Source organism: Allokutzneria sp. A3M-2-11 16, assembly GCF_024213555.1.
Taxonomy (GTDB): Bacteria; Actinomycetota; Actinomycetes; order Mycobacteriales; family Pseudonocardiaceae; genus Allokutzneria.
On sequence record NZ_JANAVO010000006.1, the window covers coordinates 264,449 to 281,893 of the forward strand.

Consider the following 17,445-nt stretch of genomic DNA (forward strand, 5'->3'; position numbering starts at 1 on the left):
CCGCCGTGTTGCTGGAGCGGGAGACCGAGCTGAGCGTGGTCGCCGGGGCGCTGCGCAGGGCCGGGGCGGGCAACGGCTCGCTGCTGGTGATCACCGGTCCGCTCGGCAACGGCAAGACCGAGCTGACGCACGCGGTGGCCGAACTCGCCGGGGCCCGCGGCGCCGCGCCCGCAGCCAAGGTCGTGCAGGCCAGCGGAGCCTTGCTGGAGCAGGACTTCGCCTTCGGCGTGGTGCGGCAGCTGTTCGAGCCCGCGCTGGCCGCCGCGCCCGCCGAGACCCGGCAGCGCTGGCTCGGCCACGCGGCCGGGTTCGCCCGGCTGGCCTTCGCCGACGACAGCCCGCCCACCGAGGGCCGCACCCCCGCCGCGGTCGCGCAGGCGGTGTTGCAAGGGCTACAAGCGTTGGCCGCCAACATGAGTGCGGACCAGCCGCTGCTGATCGTGGTCGACGACCTCCAGTGGGTGGACGCGCCGTCGCTGCGCTGGTTCGGCTACCTGGTCAAGCGGCTGGACCGGCTGGCGGTGACCGTCGTGGTCAGCGTCCGCGAGGGCGACCCGCGCTCGGAGCAGCCGCTGATCGCCGAGATCACCGGCTCCGCCACCCGCACGCTGCGGCCAAGGCCGTTGAGCCCGGCGGCCACCGGTGAGCTGGTCCGCGAGCAGTTCGGCGAGCCCGGCGAGGAGGAGTTCGTCGCCGCGGTGCACGAGATCGCGGGCGGCAACCCGATGTTCCTGATGTCGATCCTGCTGAACATGCAGGTCGGCAGGCGGCGCCCGGTCGCGGGGGAGATCGAGAACGCCCGGATGCTCGGCCCGTCGATGTTCCGCGACCGCCTGGTGGCGTGCCTGCGGTCGCAGCCGAAGCCGATCCGGCAGTTCGCCAACGCGATGGCGCTGCTCGGCGAGCACGCGGAGCTGGAGCTGATCGGGCGGCTGGCGCGGCTGGACGCGGTCGGCTGCACCGAGGCGGTGCGGGTGTTGGACCGGCTCGGGCTGCTGGCCGAGGGGCCGGTGCCGCGCTACATCCACCTCACCGTGCAGGACGCGGTCGAGGAGTCGATGACCGTCGAGGAACGCGCGCGCGTGCACATCAGCGCCGCGAAGTTGTTGCACGGCTGCGGTTATCCGGCGGAGCAGGTCGCGGCGCACCTGCTCGCGGTGACGGCGCCGCAGGACAGCTGGGCGATCGAGGTGCTGCGTTCGGCGGCGCACACGGCGTTGCGCCGCGGTGCCCCCGAGGTCGCGGCCCGCTACCTGCGCCGGGCCCTGGTGGACTCCTCGTCGGACGGCGAGGACCGCGCGATGCTTCTTGTCGATCTAGCGACCGCGGAGCGCGGTTTCGACCCGCCCGCCTCGGTTCGGCACATCTCCCAGGCGGTTCCGCTGCTGACCACCGCGAAGGACCGCGCCGCGGCGGTGGTGCGGATCGCGCCCTCGGTGCTCAACGCCGCGCCCCTGCCGGTGGGCGATCTCGTCCGCCAGGTCGCGGCCGAGCTGGGGGATCCGGACCGCCTCAACGGCCAGGAACGGGAACTGGCCCTGCGACTGGAAGCCCGGCTGCGCTACACCGGGCAGGAAGATCCGGCGCAGCTGGCCGAGGCGGTGGACCGGCTGCTGGCGATGGGGCCCGCCCCCGGGACGAGCACCGGTTCGGAGCGCGAGCTGCTGGCGGTGCTGCTCTACGCCGCGATGATGAGCCAGAAACTGCCAGCGCCGGAGATCGTCAAGCGCGCCAACCGGGTGCTGGAGCGCGAACCCGCGACCGCCTCGCACGTGCACACCGCGTTGCCGTTGCTGGTCAGCACGCTCGCCGCGGCCGACTCCGTGAAGATCGTCTCCTCGTGGCTGGACATCGCGCTGGAGCAGGCGCAGCGGCAGCAGGCGACGGTCGGCAGCACGTGGATCTACGCCGAACAGGCGCTGGTGCTGTTGTGCTCCGGCAACATCGGCAAGGCGAGGGCGCGCGGCATCGAGGCGCTGGAGCTGGTCGACGCGGAGTGGGTGGAGGCGACGACGCTCGCGTCCTCGGCCCTGACCACGATCGCCATGGACGCCAACGACGCCGAGCTCGCGCGGTGGTTGCTCGACCGCAACGGGGAGCGCTCGGGGCGCACCCAGTACGGCGTCGCGCACCACGCGATGCACCAGCTGTTGTCCGGGTTGGTGCTGGCCGTCGACGGTGAACCGAACGTGGCGCTGGAGTACCTGCACGACGCGGGTCAGTGGCTGGAGCGGGCGGGTTGGCACAACCCGGCGGTCTACCCGTGGCGCGGCTGGGCGGCGGCGGTGCACCGGCAGGCGGGCGATCACGTCGCGTCCGCCGAACTGGTCGAGGAGGAGACCGCGAGGGCGCTGGCCTGGGGTGCCCCGGCGGCGGCTGGACGCGCGCTGCGCGGGCAGGCCGCGCTGCACCGGGGAGCCCGTGCGATCGAGCTGCTGGGCGACGCCGTCGATCTGCTGCGCACCTCCTGTGATCGGCTGGAGTTGGCGAAAGCGTTGGCGCAGTTGGGTTCCCGGTTCCAGGAGCGCGGTGACGCCTCGGCCGCCGACGGGCTGTTGCGGGAGAGCAGGGCATTGGCGCTGGCCTGCGAGGCCGGGCCGCTGGTGGAGCTGGCCGCGCCCGAGTCGCCCTCGGTGCCCGTCGCGGTCGGCGGAGCGCAGCAGGCGGCGCTGACCAAGACCGAGCTGCGGGTGGCGGGCATGGCCGCGGCCGGTGGCACCAACCAGGAGATCGCCGACGTGCTCGGCGTCAGCCTGCGCGCGGTGGAGAAACACCTGACCAACTCCTACCGCAAGCTCGCGGTCCCCGGCCGGGCCGGGCTCGCCGCCGCGCTCGGGAAGCGCCAGTAGCACCGCAGTGCTTGTCCTGGCTTGTCCTGTAAGTGGTTGAGCTGAGCGTTCCGCCCGGAGGTTGGGGTGTCTTCAAGTACCCCCAACCCCCCTCTCGATCATCGTTAACCACCCCCAACCCCGACACGGCCCCAGGGTTTGTCGTCGTTGAAGACCGCTGGGACGGGGGTTGGGGGTACTTGAAGAACGGCGTACCCGAGGACGTGCCGGACACGGCCTGGTTCACCCGGAAACCGCTGCCGCCCTTGGGGTTGGTGGCGGTTTTCGGTGTTCGGGGGGCGGGGTCGGTGGTACTTGAAGACGCCCCGACCGGCCCGGGCGGGCGTTGCGGCGGCGGGTCGGCGCGCTGGTGGAGGGGAGATCAGCCCCTGGGAGGATGTCCGGATGCCCGCGCGGGCGCCCCGCTGACGTGAAGGCGATTCGACTTCCCTTATGGGCATGCGGTGACGCTCACCCGGTACTCATGCGCACTTCACCGGGAATTGTCATTGGGGATCATCCCGAAGAACTACACCGGCTGGGTCGAGGGGGGTACAACCGCATCCCCCTTGATCGGCCACGCGGATGATCAAATCTGTGGAATATGACTATGACCTGGGATAATAGCTTCTTGACGTGATCTTCACGTGGGGCGGGTGACCGTACCGAACCACCGGCGGCCACCCGGTGCACCGAACCGTCGGGGCGGTCCGACCACAGTGTTAGTGGTTGGTCCGTATGCCAGTTGAAGCCGTTCGAGTGAATACATAGCCTTCATTTGTGACCGACGGCGCGCAAGCCGTTCACGGCACGGGCCGAAGGCCTATCTGTTTCTGGGGATCAGTGGGGTGGTTCTGATGACTGTCATGGCAAGGGAGATCGCCGGAGAAGGCGTGGCACGAGTCCCCGCCGAGCTGCCCAAGCGCTGGTCGCCCGCGCCGCTGTCGCGCCAGGTCGACCTCTACAAACCGCTTTTCGAGCGGTCCGGGATGTGCATGGCCAACCTCGATCCGGAATTGCGGGTCAGGGACGCCAACGCCGATTTCTTCCGGCAGTTCGGCAGGCGCTCGGCCACCGTGCACGGCCGCCGCTTCCAGGACTTCCTGCACCCCAGCGTCGAGGCCAACCTGCGCCGCCAGCTCTCCCGGCTGGTCGACGGGCAGCGGACCAGCTTCGGCGACCGGATGGTGGCGATGCGCCCGGACGGCAGCGTCTTCGCCGGTGAGCTGACCGGGATCGCCGCGCACGCCCCGGACGGGCGGGTCGGCGCGGTGGTCGTGGTGATCCGCCCGGAGGCCGAGGACCGGCAGGAGGCGCGGCCCGCGCCGGACCAGGCCAAGATCCTCACCGACCTCGACGCCAGAATCCTGGAGGGTGTGGCGGCGGGCGTGTCCGCGGTGGAGATGGCCTCGCGGCTCTACCTCAGCAGGCAGGGCGTGGAATACCACGTCAGCACGATGTTCCGGAAGCTCGGCGTCTCGAACCGGCCGGCTCTGGTCTCCAAGGCGTACTCCCTGGGAATTCTGAGTGTCGGTTGCTGGCCGCCGAGGGTGCTCCCGGAATACGTCAAGTAAATGCCGCGTGAGAAAGACCTGTTCGATCGCACTGCGGCGGCCTTCGACGCGCTCGACCCACTGATCGCGGTTTACCGGAAACAGGACCGTGAGCTCCTTCTCCGGATCGCGAACAGCCTGCCGCGGCGAAATGACGTGCTGGAGATGCGGCGGCGGCACTACGAGTCCACGCTGCACCGGATCGGGGTCACCGCCTGGGACGCCTACGACGAGCGCGCGGCCCAGTTCCTGTGCCTGGAGCGCAAACCGCAGGTCCCCGCGCTGCCCGTGGGCAGCATGCGGATCGTGCCGAACACGCCGGACTGGGGCGAGGTGCGGGACGACTTCGGCGAGCTGCGCGAGCTGCTGCCGGAGGACGTCCTCGCGGGCGGCGGGTTCACCGTGGTGGGCCGTGAGGTGGTGATCCCCAGCCACCGCTCGCTCGGCGTCTCGGCCGCGCTCGTACACGCCTCCCTGAAGTGGTGGGCCGCGCGGACCCCGGTCCGTAGGCTGGTGTTGACCAGCCTGGCCTCCGCCAGTTCCGCGGCGCGGTTCTTCGGGGCCGAGCCGGTGACCGGGCCGCTGCCGCTCGGGCCCGGCCGGGTACCGGTGATCGTGATGACCGTGGAGCTGGAGACGGCCAGGGAACGCGCGGAGAGCTGGTTGCGCGGCCGGGGATGGGAGATCCACCCCGGTGGCCTGCCAGAGTGATTGAGGTGGAGGGCCGTCGGTGGCCGAGTGTGAACCGGTGCCCTACCCCTTCCCCAGGGCCGAGCTGACCGCTCCCGCCCCGGCCTACCGGCGGCTGCGCCGCGAGCGCCCGGTGTGCCGGGTCCGCCTGCCGAGTGGTGACCTGGCGTGGCTGGTCAGCCGGTGCGCCGACGCGCGGCTGGTGCTGGCCGATCCCCGCTTCAGCAAGCGCGCGCTGCTCGACGGCGGCGCCGCGCGGACCCGGCGCGGCGAACTGCTGGCGGGCCTGCTGTTCACCACCGACCCGCCGGAGCACACGGAGTTGCGGGCGCGGCTGACCGGTGCGCTCACCCCGCGCCGGGTCGCCGCGCTGCGGCCGGTCGTCGTCGGGCTGGCGGAGCGGCTGCTCGACGACCTGGAGCCCGGCGGCGACCTGATGCCCGCGTTCGTGGAGCCGCTGGCGATGTCGGTGATCTGCGCGCTGCTGGGCGTTTCCGTCGACGAGCACCGCCGCTACGCGCGGTGGGCCGAGACGGTGCTGTCGGTGGACCACTTCTCCGACGACGAGGTCTCGCGCGCGCAGCGCGAGCTGCTGGAGAACATCCACGCGCAGGTCCGCGCCGCCTCCGGCCCGGGGCTGATCGCGGCACTCGCCGCTGATTCCCCTGACTCCCCGGACGTCCTCGCGGTGGTCAAACTCGTGGCGACGCTGCTGGTCACCGGCTACGAGACGATGGTGGCCGCGATCGGCTGCTCGGTGCTCACCCTGTTGCTCCACTGTGGACAGATCCCCGCGGCGGACCCCTTGCTGCTGGAGGAGTTGCTGCGGTTCGTCACCTTCGGCGACGCCCTGCGCTCCCGGCGCGCGGTCGCCGACGTCGAGCTGGGCGGGGTGCTGATCCGCAGCGGCGACGTCGTCATGGTGTCGATCGCTTCGGCCAACCGCGACGAGGACGCTTTCGCCGAGCCCGAGCGTTTCGACCCGCGGCGGCGGGGCACGCGGCACCTGTCGTTCGGGCACGGCCCGCACTTCTGCGTCGGGGCCGCCCTCGCCCGCCTCGAACTCGAAGTCGCACTTGAGGTTCTGGCCCGCCGCCTGCCCGCGCTGCGCCTGGCCGCGCCCGCCGAGGAGATCCGCCTGCGCCACGGTTCCGCCGAGGCCCCGCCGGAGTCGCTGCCGGTCACATGGTGAGCCTGGGCAGTTGGGTGATCGCGGCGATTCCGGTCGTGTGGGCGGGATTCACGTGGTTCGCGTGGTGGGAGGCGACCAGCGCGCTGGTGCTCCTCGCGGCCGGTGCCTTGCTCGGTCGGCGGTGGCCGGTGGCCCCGCTCGCGATCGCGTTGACGCTGTGGGTGACCTCGCTGCTGACGCACCCGGAGTACCCCGAGATGGCGATGCTGCCGTTGCTGCCCGCGACGGTTCTCGCGGGGTACGGCGCGGGGGTCCGGGACCGCGATGCCCGGCCGACGTTGATCATGCTCGCGGCCGGGGCGGTCGTGCTCGGCGTCGCCGTACCGGACCTGGGCACGCGGTTCTTCGCGGTGCTCGGCGTGGCGGTGCTGGGGTTGCTGCCGTGGTGCCTGGGCCGCTATCGCCGCCAGCACCTCGCCCTGGTCGAGCAGGGTTGGGATCTCGCGCGGCGCCTTGAGCACGAACAGCAGGTCGTCGCGGCGCAGGCCCGGCAACGGGAGCGCGCGAGGTTGGCGGGGGACATGCACGACCTCCTCGGGCACGAGCTCGGCCTGATCGGCCTCCGCATCGGCGCGCTCGAGGTGTCGCCCGACCTCGATCCGCGGCACCGCGAGGCGGCGGGCGCGGCTCGCTCCGCGGTGACCGACGCGGCGGAGCGGCTGGCGGACATCGTGAGCCTGCTCCGCGAGGACCCCGAACCGCCGTCGATCACCGAACTGGTGCGGCGCAACCGCGACTCCGGCCTCGTGGTGGAGTTCGGTCTGAGCGGTTCCGCGCCGCCACTGGTGGAGCGGACGATCTACCGGGTGGTGCGGGAAGCGCTGACCAACGCGGCGAAACACGCGCCGGGATCGGCTGTTCGCGTCCGCGTCTCGCACGGGGACGGGACTTCGACGGTCACCGTCCACAATGGTCTGAATCCGAGCGAGGCGCCGGGTGGTGGGCAGGGTCTGATCGGGCTGGCCGAGCGAATCCGCTTGGTGGGCGGGGAGTTTCGCGCGGGTCCGGTGGGCCCGGAGTTCGAGGTGTACGCGTCCGTTCCGCACGAGCCCGTAGTGGTCGAGCCCCTCGCGGAGTCCACTTTGGACGTTGCGAGGGCGCGAGTTCGGCGGAGCCTGGTCCACGCGGTGTCCGTAGCGGGTGTCACCGTTGTCGGGGCAGTGGGCGTTGTGCTCGCGTTCCTCGTCTACGACGCGGGTACCTCGGTGTTGAGCCCGCGGGACTTCGATCGCCTGGTGGTGGGGCAGGCGCTCGACGAGGTCCGGTCCGTACTGCCCGCGAGGACGCGCGTCGAGACCCCGCCGAGCTTCGCGCCACCGGCTCCACCGGGCGCGGAGTGCCGGTACTACGGCACCCACGGCAACCCTTTCGTCGGCGGACGGCTCGATCTGTACCGTTTGTGCTTCGCCGGGACCCGCTTGGTGGCCAAGGATTTCGTGGAGGGGAAGCCGTGATCAGGGTCGTGCTCGCCGACGACGAGGCGGTGGTGCGCGTCGGCGTCCGCGCGGTGCTGGCCGCTGACGAGGAGATCGAGGTCGTCGCGGAGGCCGGGGACGGCAGGGAAGCGGTGGACCGCGTGCTGGCGCACCGGCCCCATGTGGCGTTGCTGGACATCAGGATGCCAGTGCTCACCGGCCTCGATGCCGCCGAGGAGATCCGGCGGGTGGCCCCGGAGACCGCGGTGCTGGTGTTGACGACCTTCGCCGACGACACGTACATCGACCGTGCGTTGGGCGAGGGCACCAGTGGTTTCGTGCTCAAGACCGGCGATCCGCGCGAGATCCTGGATGGCGTGCGCGCGGTGGCGGCGGGTGCCGCGTACCTCTCGCCGCTGGTCGCGCGGCGCGTCGTGGATCGGCTCGGCCAGCCCCGCGACCGCGCTGCCCGGGAACGGGTCGCCGAGTTGACCGAGCGGGAGCGCGACGTGCTCGCCTTGGTCGGCGGCGGGTTGTCCAACGCGGAGATCGCCGCGCGCCTGCACCTGGTGGAGGGCACGGTGAAGGTCTACGTCAGCACGATCATGAAGCGGCTCGGCGTCCGGAACCGGGTGCGCGCCGCGATCGTGGCCTACGAAGCCGGTCTGGTCACCGAGTTCGCGGACTGACCACACCGACTCACCCGACGGTCACCGCCGTAGTGAGGACGTCTTCAAGTACGCCGTACCCCCTCCCCAGCGGTCGTTAACTGCCACTAACCCCGGGGTTAGTAGCAGTTAGCGACCGTTCCAGCCGGGGTTTGTTGTACTTGAAGACGCCCCAACCTCGCTGCGCGTGTGCCTATTGCGAGTGGGTGCGCGACCACCTTCGTGAGTTCGTTAGCTGACGCGTCAGCGGGTCGCGTAGGAGGAGAACCACGAGTGCCGCGACGGAGCCGCCGAGGATGAGTCCGGCTAGGACATCGTGCGGGTAGTGCACGCCGACGATCACTCTGGACGCCGCTTCGAGCAGCGCGGCCGGTACCGCGAAGAACGCCGCCCGACGCCAGGCGATGATCAACCCGACGGCGGCCGCGCCCGCCAGGGTCGCGTGGTTGCTGGGAAAGGACCAGTCGCCCAGTGGAGGGCATTCCGCGATAGTCCCGGACACCGCGCGGCAGGGTCGATCCTGTTGCCACAAGGACTTGGCCGTCTCGCTGAGCAGGTACGCGATCACCGTGGCCGCCGGGGCGAGGAGCGCGACGGCTCGTGCTTGAGGGGTCCTCGATCGCAACCACGCGACCGCGAAGCCCATGGCGAGCAGGGCGAGCACGCCGGTGGTGGCGGTCTCGGCGAGCGCGCGAACCCAGCCGGGCAGCCCCGCCGCGAACTCGGTGACGGCGCGGTACCAGTCGACGCTGATGTCGGGTGGTGTCATGCGGCCAAGCTAGGAATCCGCGGGGAGCACCGGCACTGTCCAGGGTTATCGATCACCCCTGTCCCAGGGCAGTGGTTGACGCTCACCAGAATCAATAGCATGCTATGGATATGAACCGAGCCGTTGTCCTTCGCGTTCACCTGACCGCATCCTCGCTGGCGTTGCTGCTGGTGCTGACCTTCCAGATCGTCACGGTCACCGTGGAGCTGGGCGGTGACGCCGCCGCGATCGCGGCCGCGAAACGCGGGATCGCGCTCGGCCTGTTCGTGCTCGTCCCGGCGCTCGCCGCGGCCGGGGGCACTGGGCGCAAGCTCGCCGGGCGCAGCCGCGCGCCGTTCGTGGTGCGCAAGACCCGCCGCATGATCGCGATCGCCTCGGTGGGCGTGCTGGTGCTGGTGCCGTGCGCGGTGGCGCTCGACCAGCTCGCCGCCGTGGGGGACCTCGGCGGCTGGTTCCAGGTGATCCAGTACGTTGAGCTGGCGGCGGGGCTGCTGAACCTGACGTTGCTGGGGTTGAACTTCCGCGACGGCCGGGCGGTGACGAGACAGGGGAGCAAGTGGAGCTGATCCGGGCCGAATCGCTTGGCTACCAGGTCAACCTGGCCGCGCGCGTGCTCGAACAGGCGCTGCGCGAACGGGTCGAGCGCCACGGCGTGGTGCCGGGCCAGTTCCCCGCGCTGCTGTCGCTCTACGAGCGCGACGGGCTGACGCAGGCGGAGCTCTGCCGCCAGGTCAGGGTGGAACAGCCCACCATGGCGAAAACGTTGCAGCGCATGGAACGCGACGGCCTGATCCGCCGCGAGCGCCATCCCACCGACGCCCGTCAGGTGCTGGTGTTCCTCACCGAACGCGCCGAAGAACTACGGGAACCGTTGGCGCGCGCGGGAACAGGGGTCAATGCCGACGCGGTGCGCGGCCTCACCGAAGAGCAGGTCGCGACGCTCATGACCTGCCTGACCCAGATCACCGACAACCTAGCCGCCCCCGGTCGACCACGAAGTCCTCGTTGAGCGCCGACGCGTTCCGCCCGTCCAGGTAGCGGTTCTCGCCCAGGGCGAGGAAAACCGCGCCGACCTGGTGTTCGTCGTTGAGCACCCAGCCGACCGGGCGCGCGGCGGGGTTGAGGCCGACTCCGATGTGCGAGACCCGCTCGCCCCGCAGGTGTTCGGGTCCCGTCGTGACACGACCTTCCTCGAAGGTCAGCACGATGTCGCCGCGGAGCCGCACCGTCCCCTCGACCGACTCCTCGATCACCGTCGAGTACACCGACCCGGCGGGCAGGTTGCTCGTCGCCGCTCCCCGCGCTCTGTCCACTTCGGACACATGTCCGTCGTCGGAGAGCAGTTCCCGGCCGCCCCGGTCGGCGGTGAGCAGGCAACCCGGCGACTCCAGCACCCACTGCGGGCGGTCCAGCTCGGCGGCGGCGCGCTCGACCGCGTCGGCCAGCACGCGCCGCTCGACCGCGATCGCGGGGAGCACCGCCCGGTCGAGTTCCGCCGTCGACCACCCCAGCTCACGTGCCAGCCGCGGCGTCGGCACGCCGACCACGAGAAACGGCAGCCGCCGCCGCGCCTCGACCTCGCCCATGACGCCCCGCGCGCGCAGAAACGCCTGGAGCACTTCGGGTTTCACCCCGTCGAAGTCCGGCTTCTGCGCGCCGAGAGTGATCACGCCGTCGGCCGTTTCGAGCATCGCCGCCCGGTGCGTGCCGAAGTGCTCGATCAGCTCCGGCTCCGTGCCGTGCAGGATGCTCGCGAACAACTCGTCCGGGACCGCGTCCACCACCGCCGTCACACCGCGCCGCTCCAGCTCCGCGACCACGGCGTACACCGCCTCCGGCCGACCGCAGCGATCACGGACCACGACGAGCCCGCCCGTGGGCGGGGAGATGCCGTCGACCGCCGCGACGGCTACCTCGGACCAGGACATGGGCGAACTCCTAAGCGAGCGGGCGAGTCGGGCGTATACAACCGGGTTCGGCGCGCGCTCGCCACGGCTTTACCGGCTCGCGCCCGCTGGGCTCGGTAGGGTTCGCTCCGTGGACGGCGTGGCGAACTCGATCGGTGGTGACGTGCACGGGACCGCGGTCCAGATCGGGCATGTCGGGGTGCTGAACCAGATCGTGCGGCAGGAACCGGAAGCCTGGGTACCGCCCCGCGCGCTGGCCCCGCCGCACCCGGAGTTCGTGAACCGGATCAAACCGCGCCAGGAGATGGTGCGGGAGCTCGCCGCGGCCAGGGACGAGCAGCGCCTCGCCCGGCTCCTCGTGCACGGCCAGCACGGGTATGGGCGGCTGGAGCTGATCAACAAGCTGTTCGACGAGGTCAAGGCGGACTTCCCGGACGGGACGATCCTGGTCGAGTACGGCGGTGCGACCGCGGACGGCATCGGTGGTGCCGACGACGCACTGCGCACCGCGCTGGTCCTCTGCCGGGTTCCTGTCGCCGACATCCCGGTTCGCTTGGCGGAGAAGCAGAATCTCCTCCGGACGACGCTCGCCGACCGGCGCGTGCTGATCGTCCTCCGCGACGTCACCACGCCCGCCCAGGTCCAGCCGTTCATCGTGGCGTCGCCGGGCTCCGCGCTGGTCGTCCTCAGCGTCCGGCGCCTGGGCGCGCTGCTGAACGACGGGTTCCGGCCGATCGCGCTCAGCGGACTGGACTCCGGCCACGACGTCGAGCTGTTCCGGAAGCTCGTGCACGGCCTGCCCATCGCGATGGACGAGCCCGGAGTGCGGGCCTGCGGCGGATCGCCCCTGCTCATCCACCTCCTCGCCGCGCAGGTCAACGACCGTCCACATCGGGCGAACCGGCTCATGAAGCGGTTCGCGGAACTGGGACCGCCCGCGTTGGACACCGACGCCACGGCCCAGATGCGCAGTCGGCTGGACACCCTGTGCTCGGCACTGCCACCGCGTGCATTGGTCGCTTACCAGAAGCTCGGTCTGCACCCGGGAGCCAGGTTCACCGCCGAAGCCGCTCGCGCGGTGTTCGGACTGTCCGAAGAGGACACTGAAGACGTCCTGGACTCGTTGGCCCACTTCAGCCTCGTCCGCGCCGACGAGACGAGCTACCGGTTCGACTTGATGGTGCTCTGGCACGCACGTGCGCGCGCATCCCGGGAACTGGCCGACAGCGAGGAGGTCGCGCGGCGAATCGTCGAGTACTACCTGGATTTCACGGTGGAACGCGACGCCCGGTTGTCCGCGCGCCCACGGATCGGCCCGCGCTACCGCGGGAAAGTCCAGCTCGCCGGTCCGGAGGAACGCAAGGCTCTGCTGGAGGAGTTGGAGGACAGCCGGGAAACGCTGCTCGGCGCGGTCCTGCTGGCGGAGAAGCACGGGCTGAACGACCTGGTGTGGCAGTTCTGCGAGGCGTTGTGGGGTCTCTACCACCTGCATGGGCACTACGAGGACTGGCGGCGTACTCACGAACTCGGCTTGGTCGCGGCCTCGGAGCCGATCGTGGTCATGCGGATGGCGTCGCAACTCGGCTCCGCGTACTTCGCACTCGGTGATCTCGGCCGGGCGGAGAAGCTCTTCGCGGCGTCTTTCGAGGCGGCCAGGCAGGTTCCCGGTCCCGAAGGGCGCACCGGAGAGCAGAGCGCGCTCGAATGGCGCGGCAAGATCTGCTTCCGGCTCGGGCGATATGACGAGGCCCTGAGCTTCTACGACGACTCGGCGGCCGCCGCTCGGCTCGCGCCGCAGGACGAGCAGCCTCGGATGGTCGCGCTGCTTGAGCTGCAACGGGCGCGATTGCGCCTGAAGCAGGATCGGTTCGCGGCTGCGCTACAGCACGCCGAGAAAGCGGGGGAGTTCTTCGGCGGCAAGGGGGAGTCGGACAACAAGGCGAAGGTGTTGCTCGTGCGCGGCAAGGCTTTCGCGGGACTACGCAGGGACGAAGAGGCCATGGGCGTGCTGCTCGCGGCGTTGGGGATCTTCCGGGAGGAGGGGTCCAAGCGCAGTCAGCTCGATGTCGTCGGACCGCTCAGGGAGGTCGCTGAACGATTGGGGCGTCAGGACGTCGTCGAGGGCTGCGACAAGGCGTCGCACAGGTTCAGCCTGGAGCTCGGCCTGGCGTCGTCAGGCTGAGGTAGAGCTCCGACGCGTACCTCAAAGGGTCTTCTCCTTCGTAGGAGAACACCTGTCCATCACGCAGGCGGACCTCGCAGTGGTCGCGGTCGATCACCGCGACGAGTCGGCAGGGCAGGTCGTCGAACAGGGTCTCGGCCTGCGCTTCGTCGTGGCAGAACACGATGTCGGCCGCTGAACGCAGCGCACGATCCGGATGATCGGCGTGCACGACCAGGTGCGGATCGTCGAGCACCGGCTCGGCGAGGAGCCTGCCGGGGAACACGTCCGCCGGGTAGCGCGTCAGGTCGGCCGTCACCAGGTGCGCCGTCATTTCGTCCTTTGTGGACGGTTGGAGCCGGAGCGGCGGCACCTGCACGCCGCGCTTCGGCTCGGACAAGCCGAGCAGGCCGTACGCGCACGCGCGGAGGCGGGCGGCTGCCTCGTCCGGATACGAGCTGATCAGGTCGGCCGCCTTGTGGAGTTCTCCGGGGACGAAGCCGGACAACGCTTCCTCGACCTGGGCGCGCAGAGAACGGTTCGGGTCCAGCCGGGCGGCGCTCGTGCCGAGAGCGTCCACACAGGACCCCGACGCGACGTCGTCCTCCGGGAACGCGGCCAGCACAACGGGAAGGTCGAGGGCTGACCCGTAGGCGGTCGTGGCGCCGATGTCACCGATCACCATGTCCGCCGCGATCAGCGCCGCGCCCCAACCCTCCAGCGGCGGGACCAACGTCAGCCCGGCGCGGAGGCAGTCCGCCAACCACAGGCGGACCTGGTGCGGGCCATGACCGAACCAGACGTGCGGGTGCAGGATCGCGGCGACGCGGTAGGAATCGACCGGCAGCTCCGCGAGCAGCTGGCGGAACAGGTCCGGCCACGCTCCGAACAGCGACCGGGACGACCACGTGGAGGAGACCACGACGAGCCGCTGATTCGCTTTCACACCAAGGGTTGCGCGGTATCGCGAGCGCAGTGGGCGACTGGCGCGGATGCGGTCGAGGGTCGGGTCCCCCGCGACGACCGCGACCGGAACCGCCTGGGGGACGGCGACCGCGAGGCGGTCCAGCTGTTCGGTGTGGGAGAGCACCAGCGCTCGGGCGACGACTCGTCCGTCGCGCAGCAACGACGGTTCGGACAGGCCGTAGGTGTGCTTGCCGTCCACGTTCTTCGAGTACCCGACACCATGCGAGACGATCATGATCGGCGCTTGGAGCTGGTGCAGGTCCCCGCTGTGGTTGGCGGTGATCGCCAGGGCGAAGGCGGTGCCGAGCGCCTGCTCCCACGGCACTTCGAGGACTCCCAGCTCCGCGAAGCACTCCCGCACGCCACCGGTGATCGCCGAGGCGTCCGGGCAGGTGAACACCAGCTGCACGCGCAGGTCGGAGTCGAACAGGGGGACCAGGTCCAGCAGCCGGTTCGCCGAGGTCACGGTGTTCACCAGGAACAGGACCTTGTGGGTGTCGGGCAGGGTGGACCACCGCCGGGCCTCCGCCCCGATCGGGCTCCTGACCCAGCTCACGGTGATCACCTTAGCGGGAACCGGTCGTCGAGGTGCGCCGCGATGGCCGATTAGCGCCGGACTTTCCCGTTGCCGCGGAACAACATTGGGTGTCCCAGCAAGCAACGAGAAGGACAGTCATGGATCTGAAGCTGGACGGCTTGGTCGCCGTCGTCACCGGCGCGTCGAAGGGCGTCGGCCTCGCGGTCACCAGGACGCTGCTCGCGGAGGGCGCCAAGGTGGTGGCGGTGTCCAGGAAGAGCAGCCCGGAACTGGACGAGCTGACCGGGCCCGGCCTGCTGCACGTGCCCGCCGACCTGATGGACCCGGAGGCACCGGCCCACGTGGTCGCGGAAGCCGTCCGGGTCCACGGCCGGGTGGACGTGCTGGTGAACAACGCCGGTGGGGCCCCGCCCGGGGTGACGCTGCCGCGCTCGTCGTTCCTGGGGGCCTCCGACGCGGACTGGCTGGCGACGTTCGAGTTCAACCTGTTCTCGGCGGTGCGGGCGATCCGCGCGGTGATCCCGGTGATGCTGGAGCGCGGCGGCGGTGCGATCGTCAACGTCTCGTCGGGCAACGCGCGGCAGCCGTCACCGATGAACGCCGACTACGGCGCGGCGAAGGCGGGGATGAACAACGTCACCAAGGTCGTGTCCGAGGAGTTCGCCCCGCAGGGCATCAGGGTCAACACCGTCTCGCCGGGCCCGGTGCGGACCGCGTGGTGGACCGACGAGGGCGGCGCCGCCGACACGATCGCCGGTATGACCGGCAGCGATCGCGACACGGTGATGGACAGCCTCGCGCCGGAGATGATGAGCCTGAGCACCGGCAGGCTCGCCGACCCGCAGGAGGTCGCGGACGCGGTGGCGCTGCTGGCCTCCCCGCGCTCGGCGAACACCACCGGGGCGGAGTTCGCGGTGGACTCCGGGTTCCTCAAGGGGCTGTGACAGCAGGGGCTGTGACGGCGAGCTCCGCGTCCAGCCCGGTCACCCGCAGCCGCCGCTGGATCAGCACCAGGCCCCACAGCGCGGTCGGCGGCCTCGTCGAGGGCTTCGGTGAAGGTGTCGCGGGTCGCCAGGTCCACCGGGCCGGAGAGGGCGACCACCAGCGGTCGTCCTCGGCGCGGGCGGTGACGGTGAGCTGGTCGGCTGACACTCGGTGGTGCTCGCTTCCCGGAGAACGGACGCGCCGGTGCCCACCCTCCACAAAGGACGGTGGGCACCGGGTGGCTGAACGCCTACCGCCATGATCCGGATCGCCCGGCCCGATCGCCGTCGCGGGACCGGCGACCACCCGAAGGTGTGGCCCTGTGCGAGCGGGGCGCAGTACCATCACCGGCGATGATCACGCAGCTGTCCGCCGTCACCGGCCAGAAGGTCCGGCTCCGCGAGGTCGCTCCCGCGGACGGGCACACTCTGCGCGGGTTCGACCGGGACGCGACGCGGGTCGGCGGCTACCGGCACTGGGCGGCGCACCGGGCGGACTCCGGGGGCGAGGACGTCCAGTTCGCGATCGAGACGCTGCGCAGCCGGATGCTGGTCGGGTCGATGTGGACCATCCGGGCCGGTGACCGGTTCAGCTACGGCATCGGGATCGGCGCGCAGCACCGGCGCTGCGGTTACGCCGGTGACGCGATCACGGCGCTGCTCGGGTTCATGTTCGAGCACCGCGGCTACGACTCGTGCGAGGTCAGCATCCACGGCGGCAACGTGGCGTCGCTGTCGCTGCACGGCGTCCTGGGTTTCCGCGAGGAGGGCCGCCAGCGCGACACCGAGGTGCTGCGCGGGCGGATCAACTACCTCGTGCTGATGCGGATCACCGCGGCGGAGTTCTCCGCGCCCAGGACCACCTCGGGGCGCGGGCGGCACTGGCGGCCACGCCGCGGGCGGCACTGGCAGGCGGGCTGAGCTCAGCTGCCTGGGAACGTCGGCGGCAGCCCGGCGACGATGCGCCGGGTCCGGTCCACCACGGCGGCGTGCCACTCCTCGGGGACCACGGCGAAGACGCCGTCGTCGATCGCCTTCAGCGTTTCGGCGGCGACGTCGGCCGGGGCGACCCCCTCCGCCGACATGCCGGTCGCGACCAGCGCGGGGCAGATCATGCTCACCCGCACCGGGGTGTCGGCCAGCGCCAGCGCGGCGTGCTGGACGAGCGCGACGACCGCGTGCTTCGACGGCCCGTAGGCGCCGCCCGCCGGGAAGACGGTGAGCCCCGCCAACGACGCGGTGACGAGCACGTGGGCCGGTTCCCCCGCTGCGAGCAGCCGCGGCACGAACGCGCGGAGCCCGTTGACGACACCGCTGACGTTGACGGAGAACACGCGGTCCCAGTCGTCGGCGGGAACCTCCCAGGGCGCGCCGACCGCGGACCCGACGATCCCGGCGTTGAGGCAGATCAGACGCGCCCGCAGGGCCTGCTCGGCGAGCGCGGTCATCGCGGCCGGGTCGGTGACGTCAGCGACCACGCCGGTCGCGCCGAGCCGGTCGGTCGCCACCGCGAGCGCGTCGGCGTTGACATCGGCCAGCACGAGTGGGGTTCCCTTGGCGTGCAGGGCTTCGGCCAGCGCCAGGCCGATCCCGCCCGCCGCCCCGGTGATCACTGCGGTTGTCATCCGGCCAGCCTAAGCCGTGTCCCGCACGGAGCCCCCACCGATCGTGACACCCCCCGTCCTCTCCCGAAAAACTCATCCGCGCAGCCCAAAATCCCGTTTCGTACTCAAAACGGGTTTTTGGAGCGCTCTTTTTCCCGTTATGAGTACGAA

The 17,445-nt window shown here is 71.0% G+C and carries 16 protein-coding genes; 11 read left to right on the forward strand and 5 right to left on the reverse strand.

From position 1 onward, the window contains the following. The first annotated feature begins 5 nt into the window (after nt 1-5). The 6 genes from NLX83_RS28710 (at nt 6) to NLX83_RS28735 (ending at nt 8,367) form a co-directional block, all read left to right on the forward strand. Entirely contained in the window at nt 6-2,849 is a 2,844-nt protein-coding gene (locus tag NLX83_RS28710) for a helix-turn-helix transcriptional regulator (protein WP_254238326.1), read from the forward strand. Between the two features lie 836 nt (nt 2,850-3,685). Then, nucleotides 3,686-4,402, forward strand: coding sequence for a helix-turn-helix transcriptional regulator (locus NLX83_RS28715; protein WP_254238327.1), 717 nt, complete (start codon nt 3,686-3,688; stop codon nt 4,400-4,402). Continuing rightward, on the forward strand, nt 4,403-5,092 hold the full coding sequence (locus NLX83_RS28720; RefSeq protein ID WP_254238328.1) for a hypothetical protein: 690 nt from the start codon (nt 4,403-4,405) through the stop codon (nt 5,090-5,092). A gap of 19 nt (nt 5,093-5,111) precedes the next feature. Continuing rightward, nucleotides 5,112-6,263 (forward strand): cytochrome P450, encoded by a 1,152-nt coding sequence (locus NLX83_RS42030; RefSeq protein ID WP_254238329.1) that lies wholly within the window; start codon nt 5,112-5,114, stop codon nt 6,261-6,263. Next, nucleotides 6,260-7,717: a sensor histidine kinase gene (locus tag NLX83_RS28730; protein WP_254238330.1), complete on the forward strand. Its 1,458-nt coding sequence runs from the start codon at nt 6,260-6,262 to the stop codon at nt 7,715-7,717. Before NLX83_RS42030 ends, NLX83_RS28730 begins: the two co-directional genes overlap by 4 nt. Further along, entirely contained in the window at nt 7,714-8,367 is a 654-nt protein-coding gene (locus NLX83_RS28735) for a response regulator (protein WP_254238331.1), read from the forward strand. Before NLX83_RS28730 ends, NLX83_RS28735 begins: the two co-directional genes overlap by 4 nt. Nucleotides 8,368-8,539: 172 nt before the next feature. Here the strand turns inward: NLX83_RS28735 and NLX83_RS28740 are convergent, their stop codons facing one another. After that, a complete protein-coding gene (locus NLX83_RS28740; RefSeq protein ID WP_254238332.1) occupies nt 8,540-9,115 on the reverse strand; it encodes a phosphatase PAP2 family protein in 576 nt (191 codons plus the stop codon). Between the two features lie 110 nt (nt 9,116-9,225). On the opposite strand from NLX83_RS28740, the gene NLX83_RS28745 reads away from it, so the two are divergent. Together NLX83_RS28745 and NLX83_RS28750 are read left to right on the forward strand one after the other, a co-directional pair. Then, nucleotides 9,226-9,681: a hypothetical protein gene (locus NLX83_RS28745; protein WP_254238333.1), complete on the forward strand. Its 456-nt coding sequence runs from the start codon at nt 9,226-9,228 to the stop codon at nt 9,679-9,681. Next, a complete protein-coding gene (locus NLX83_RS28750) occupies nt 9,672-10,124 on the forward strand; it encodes a MarR family winged helix-turn-helix transcriptional regulator (RefSeq protein WP_254238334.1) in 453 nt (150 codons plus the stop codon). The genes NLX83_RS28745 and NLX83_RS28750 overlap by 10 nt, the downstream gene beginning before the upstream one ends. Here NLX83_RS28750 and NLX83_RS28755 read toward each other — a convergent pair. Continuing rightward, a complete protein-coding gene (locus NLX83_RS28755; protein WP_254238335.1) occupies nt 10,078-11,043 on the reverse strand; it encodes an aminopeptidase in 966 nt (321 codons plus the stop codon). The genes NLX83_RS28750 and NLX83_RS28755 overlap by 47 nt on opposite strands. A 109-nt stretch (nt 11,044-11,152) precedes the next feature. Here NLX83_RS28755 and NLX83_RS42035 point away from each other — a divergent pair, with 109 nt between their 5' ends. Further along, nucleotides 11,153-13,204: a tetratricopeptide repeat protein gene (locus NLX83_RS42035; RefSeq protein WP_254238336.1), complete on the forward strand. Its 2,052-nt coding sequence runs from the start codon at nt 11,153-11,155 to the stop codon at nt 13,202-13,204. Here the strand turns inward: NLX83_RS42035 and NLX83_RS28765 are convergent. After that, a complete protein-coding gene (locus NLX83_RS28765; RefSeq protein WP_254238337.1) occupies nt 13,170-14,705 on the reverse strand; it encodes a hypothetical protein in 1,536 nt (511 codons plus the stop codon). The two genes, NLX83_RS42035 and NLX83_RS28765, sit on opposite strands and share 35 nt — an antisense overlap. A gap of 119 nt (nt 14,706-14,824) precedes the next feature. On the opposite strand from NLX83_RS28765, the gene NLX83_RS28770 reads away from it, so the two are divergent. Further along, on the forward strand, nt 14,825-15,631 hold the full coding sequence (locus tag NLX83_RS28770; protein WP_254238338.1) for an SDR family NAD(P)-dependent oxidoreductase: 807 nt from the start codon (nt 14,825-14,827) through the stop codon (nt 15,629-15,631). On the opposite strand, the gene NLX83_RS28775 is transcribed toward NLX83_RS28770, so the two are convergent. Further along, on the reverse strand, nt 15,618-15,839 hold the full coding sequence (locus NLX83_RS28775) for a hypothetical protein (protein ID WP_254238339.1): 222 nt from the start codon (nt 15,837-15,839) through the stop codon (nt 15,618-15,620). The genes NLX83_RS28770 and NLX83_RS28775 overlap by 14 nt on opposite strands. Before the next feature lie 185 nt (nt 15,840-16,024). On the opposite strand from NLX83_RS28775, the gene NLX83_RS28780 reads away from it, so the two are divergent. Beyond that, nucleotides 16,025-16,591 carry a GNAT family N-acetyltransferase gene (locus tag NLX83_RS28780; protein WP_254238340.1) on the forward strand — a complete coding sequence of 189 codons (567 nt, stop codon included), beginning with the start codon at nt 16,025-16,027 and terminating at the stop codon, nt 16,589-16,591. A 2-nt stretch (nt 16,592-16,593) separates the two neighbouring features. Here the strand turns inward: NLX83_RS28780 and NLX83_RS28785 are convergent, their stop codons facing one another. Then, the gene (locus NLX83_RS28785) at nt 16,594-17,295 is read right to left on the reverse strand and encodes an SDR family NAD(P)-dependent oxidoreductase (protein WP_254238341.1); all 702 of its coding nucleotides are present in this window, start codon (nt 17,293-17,295) and stop codon (nt 16,594-16,596) included. Nucleotides 17,296-17,445: the final 150 nt, after the last annotated feature.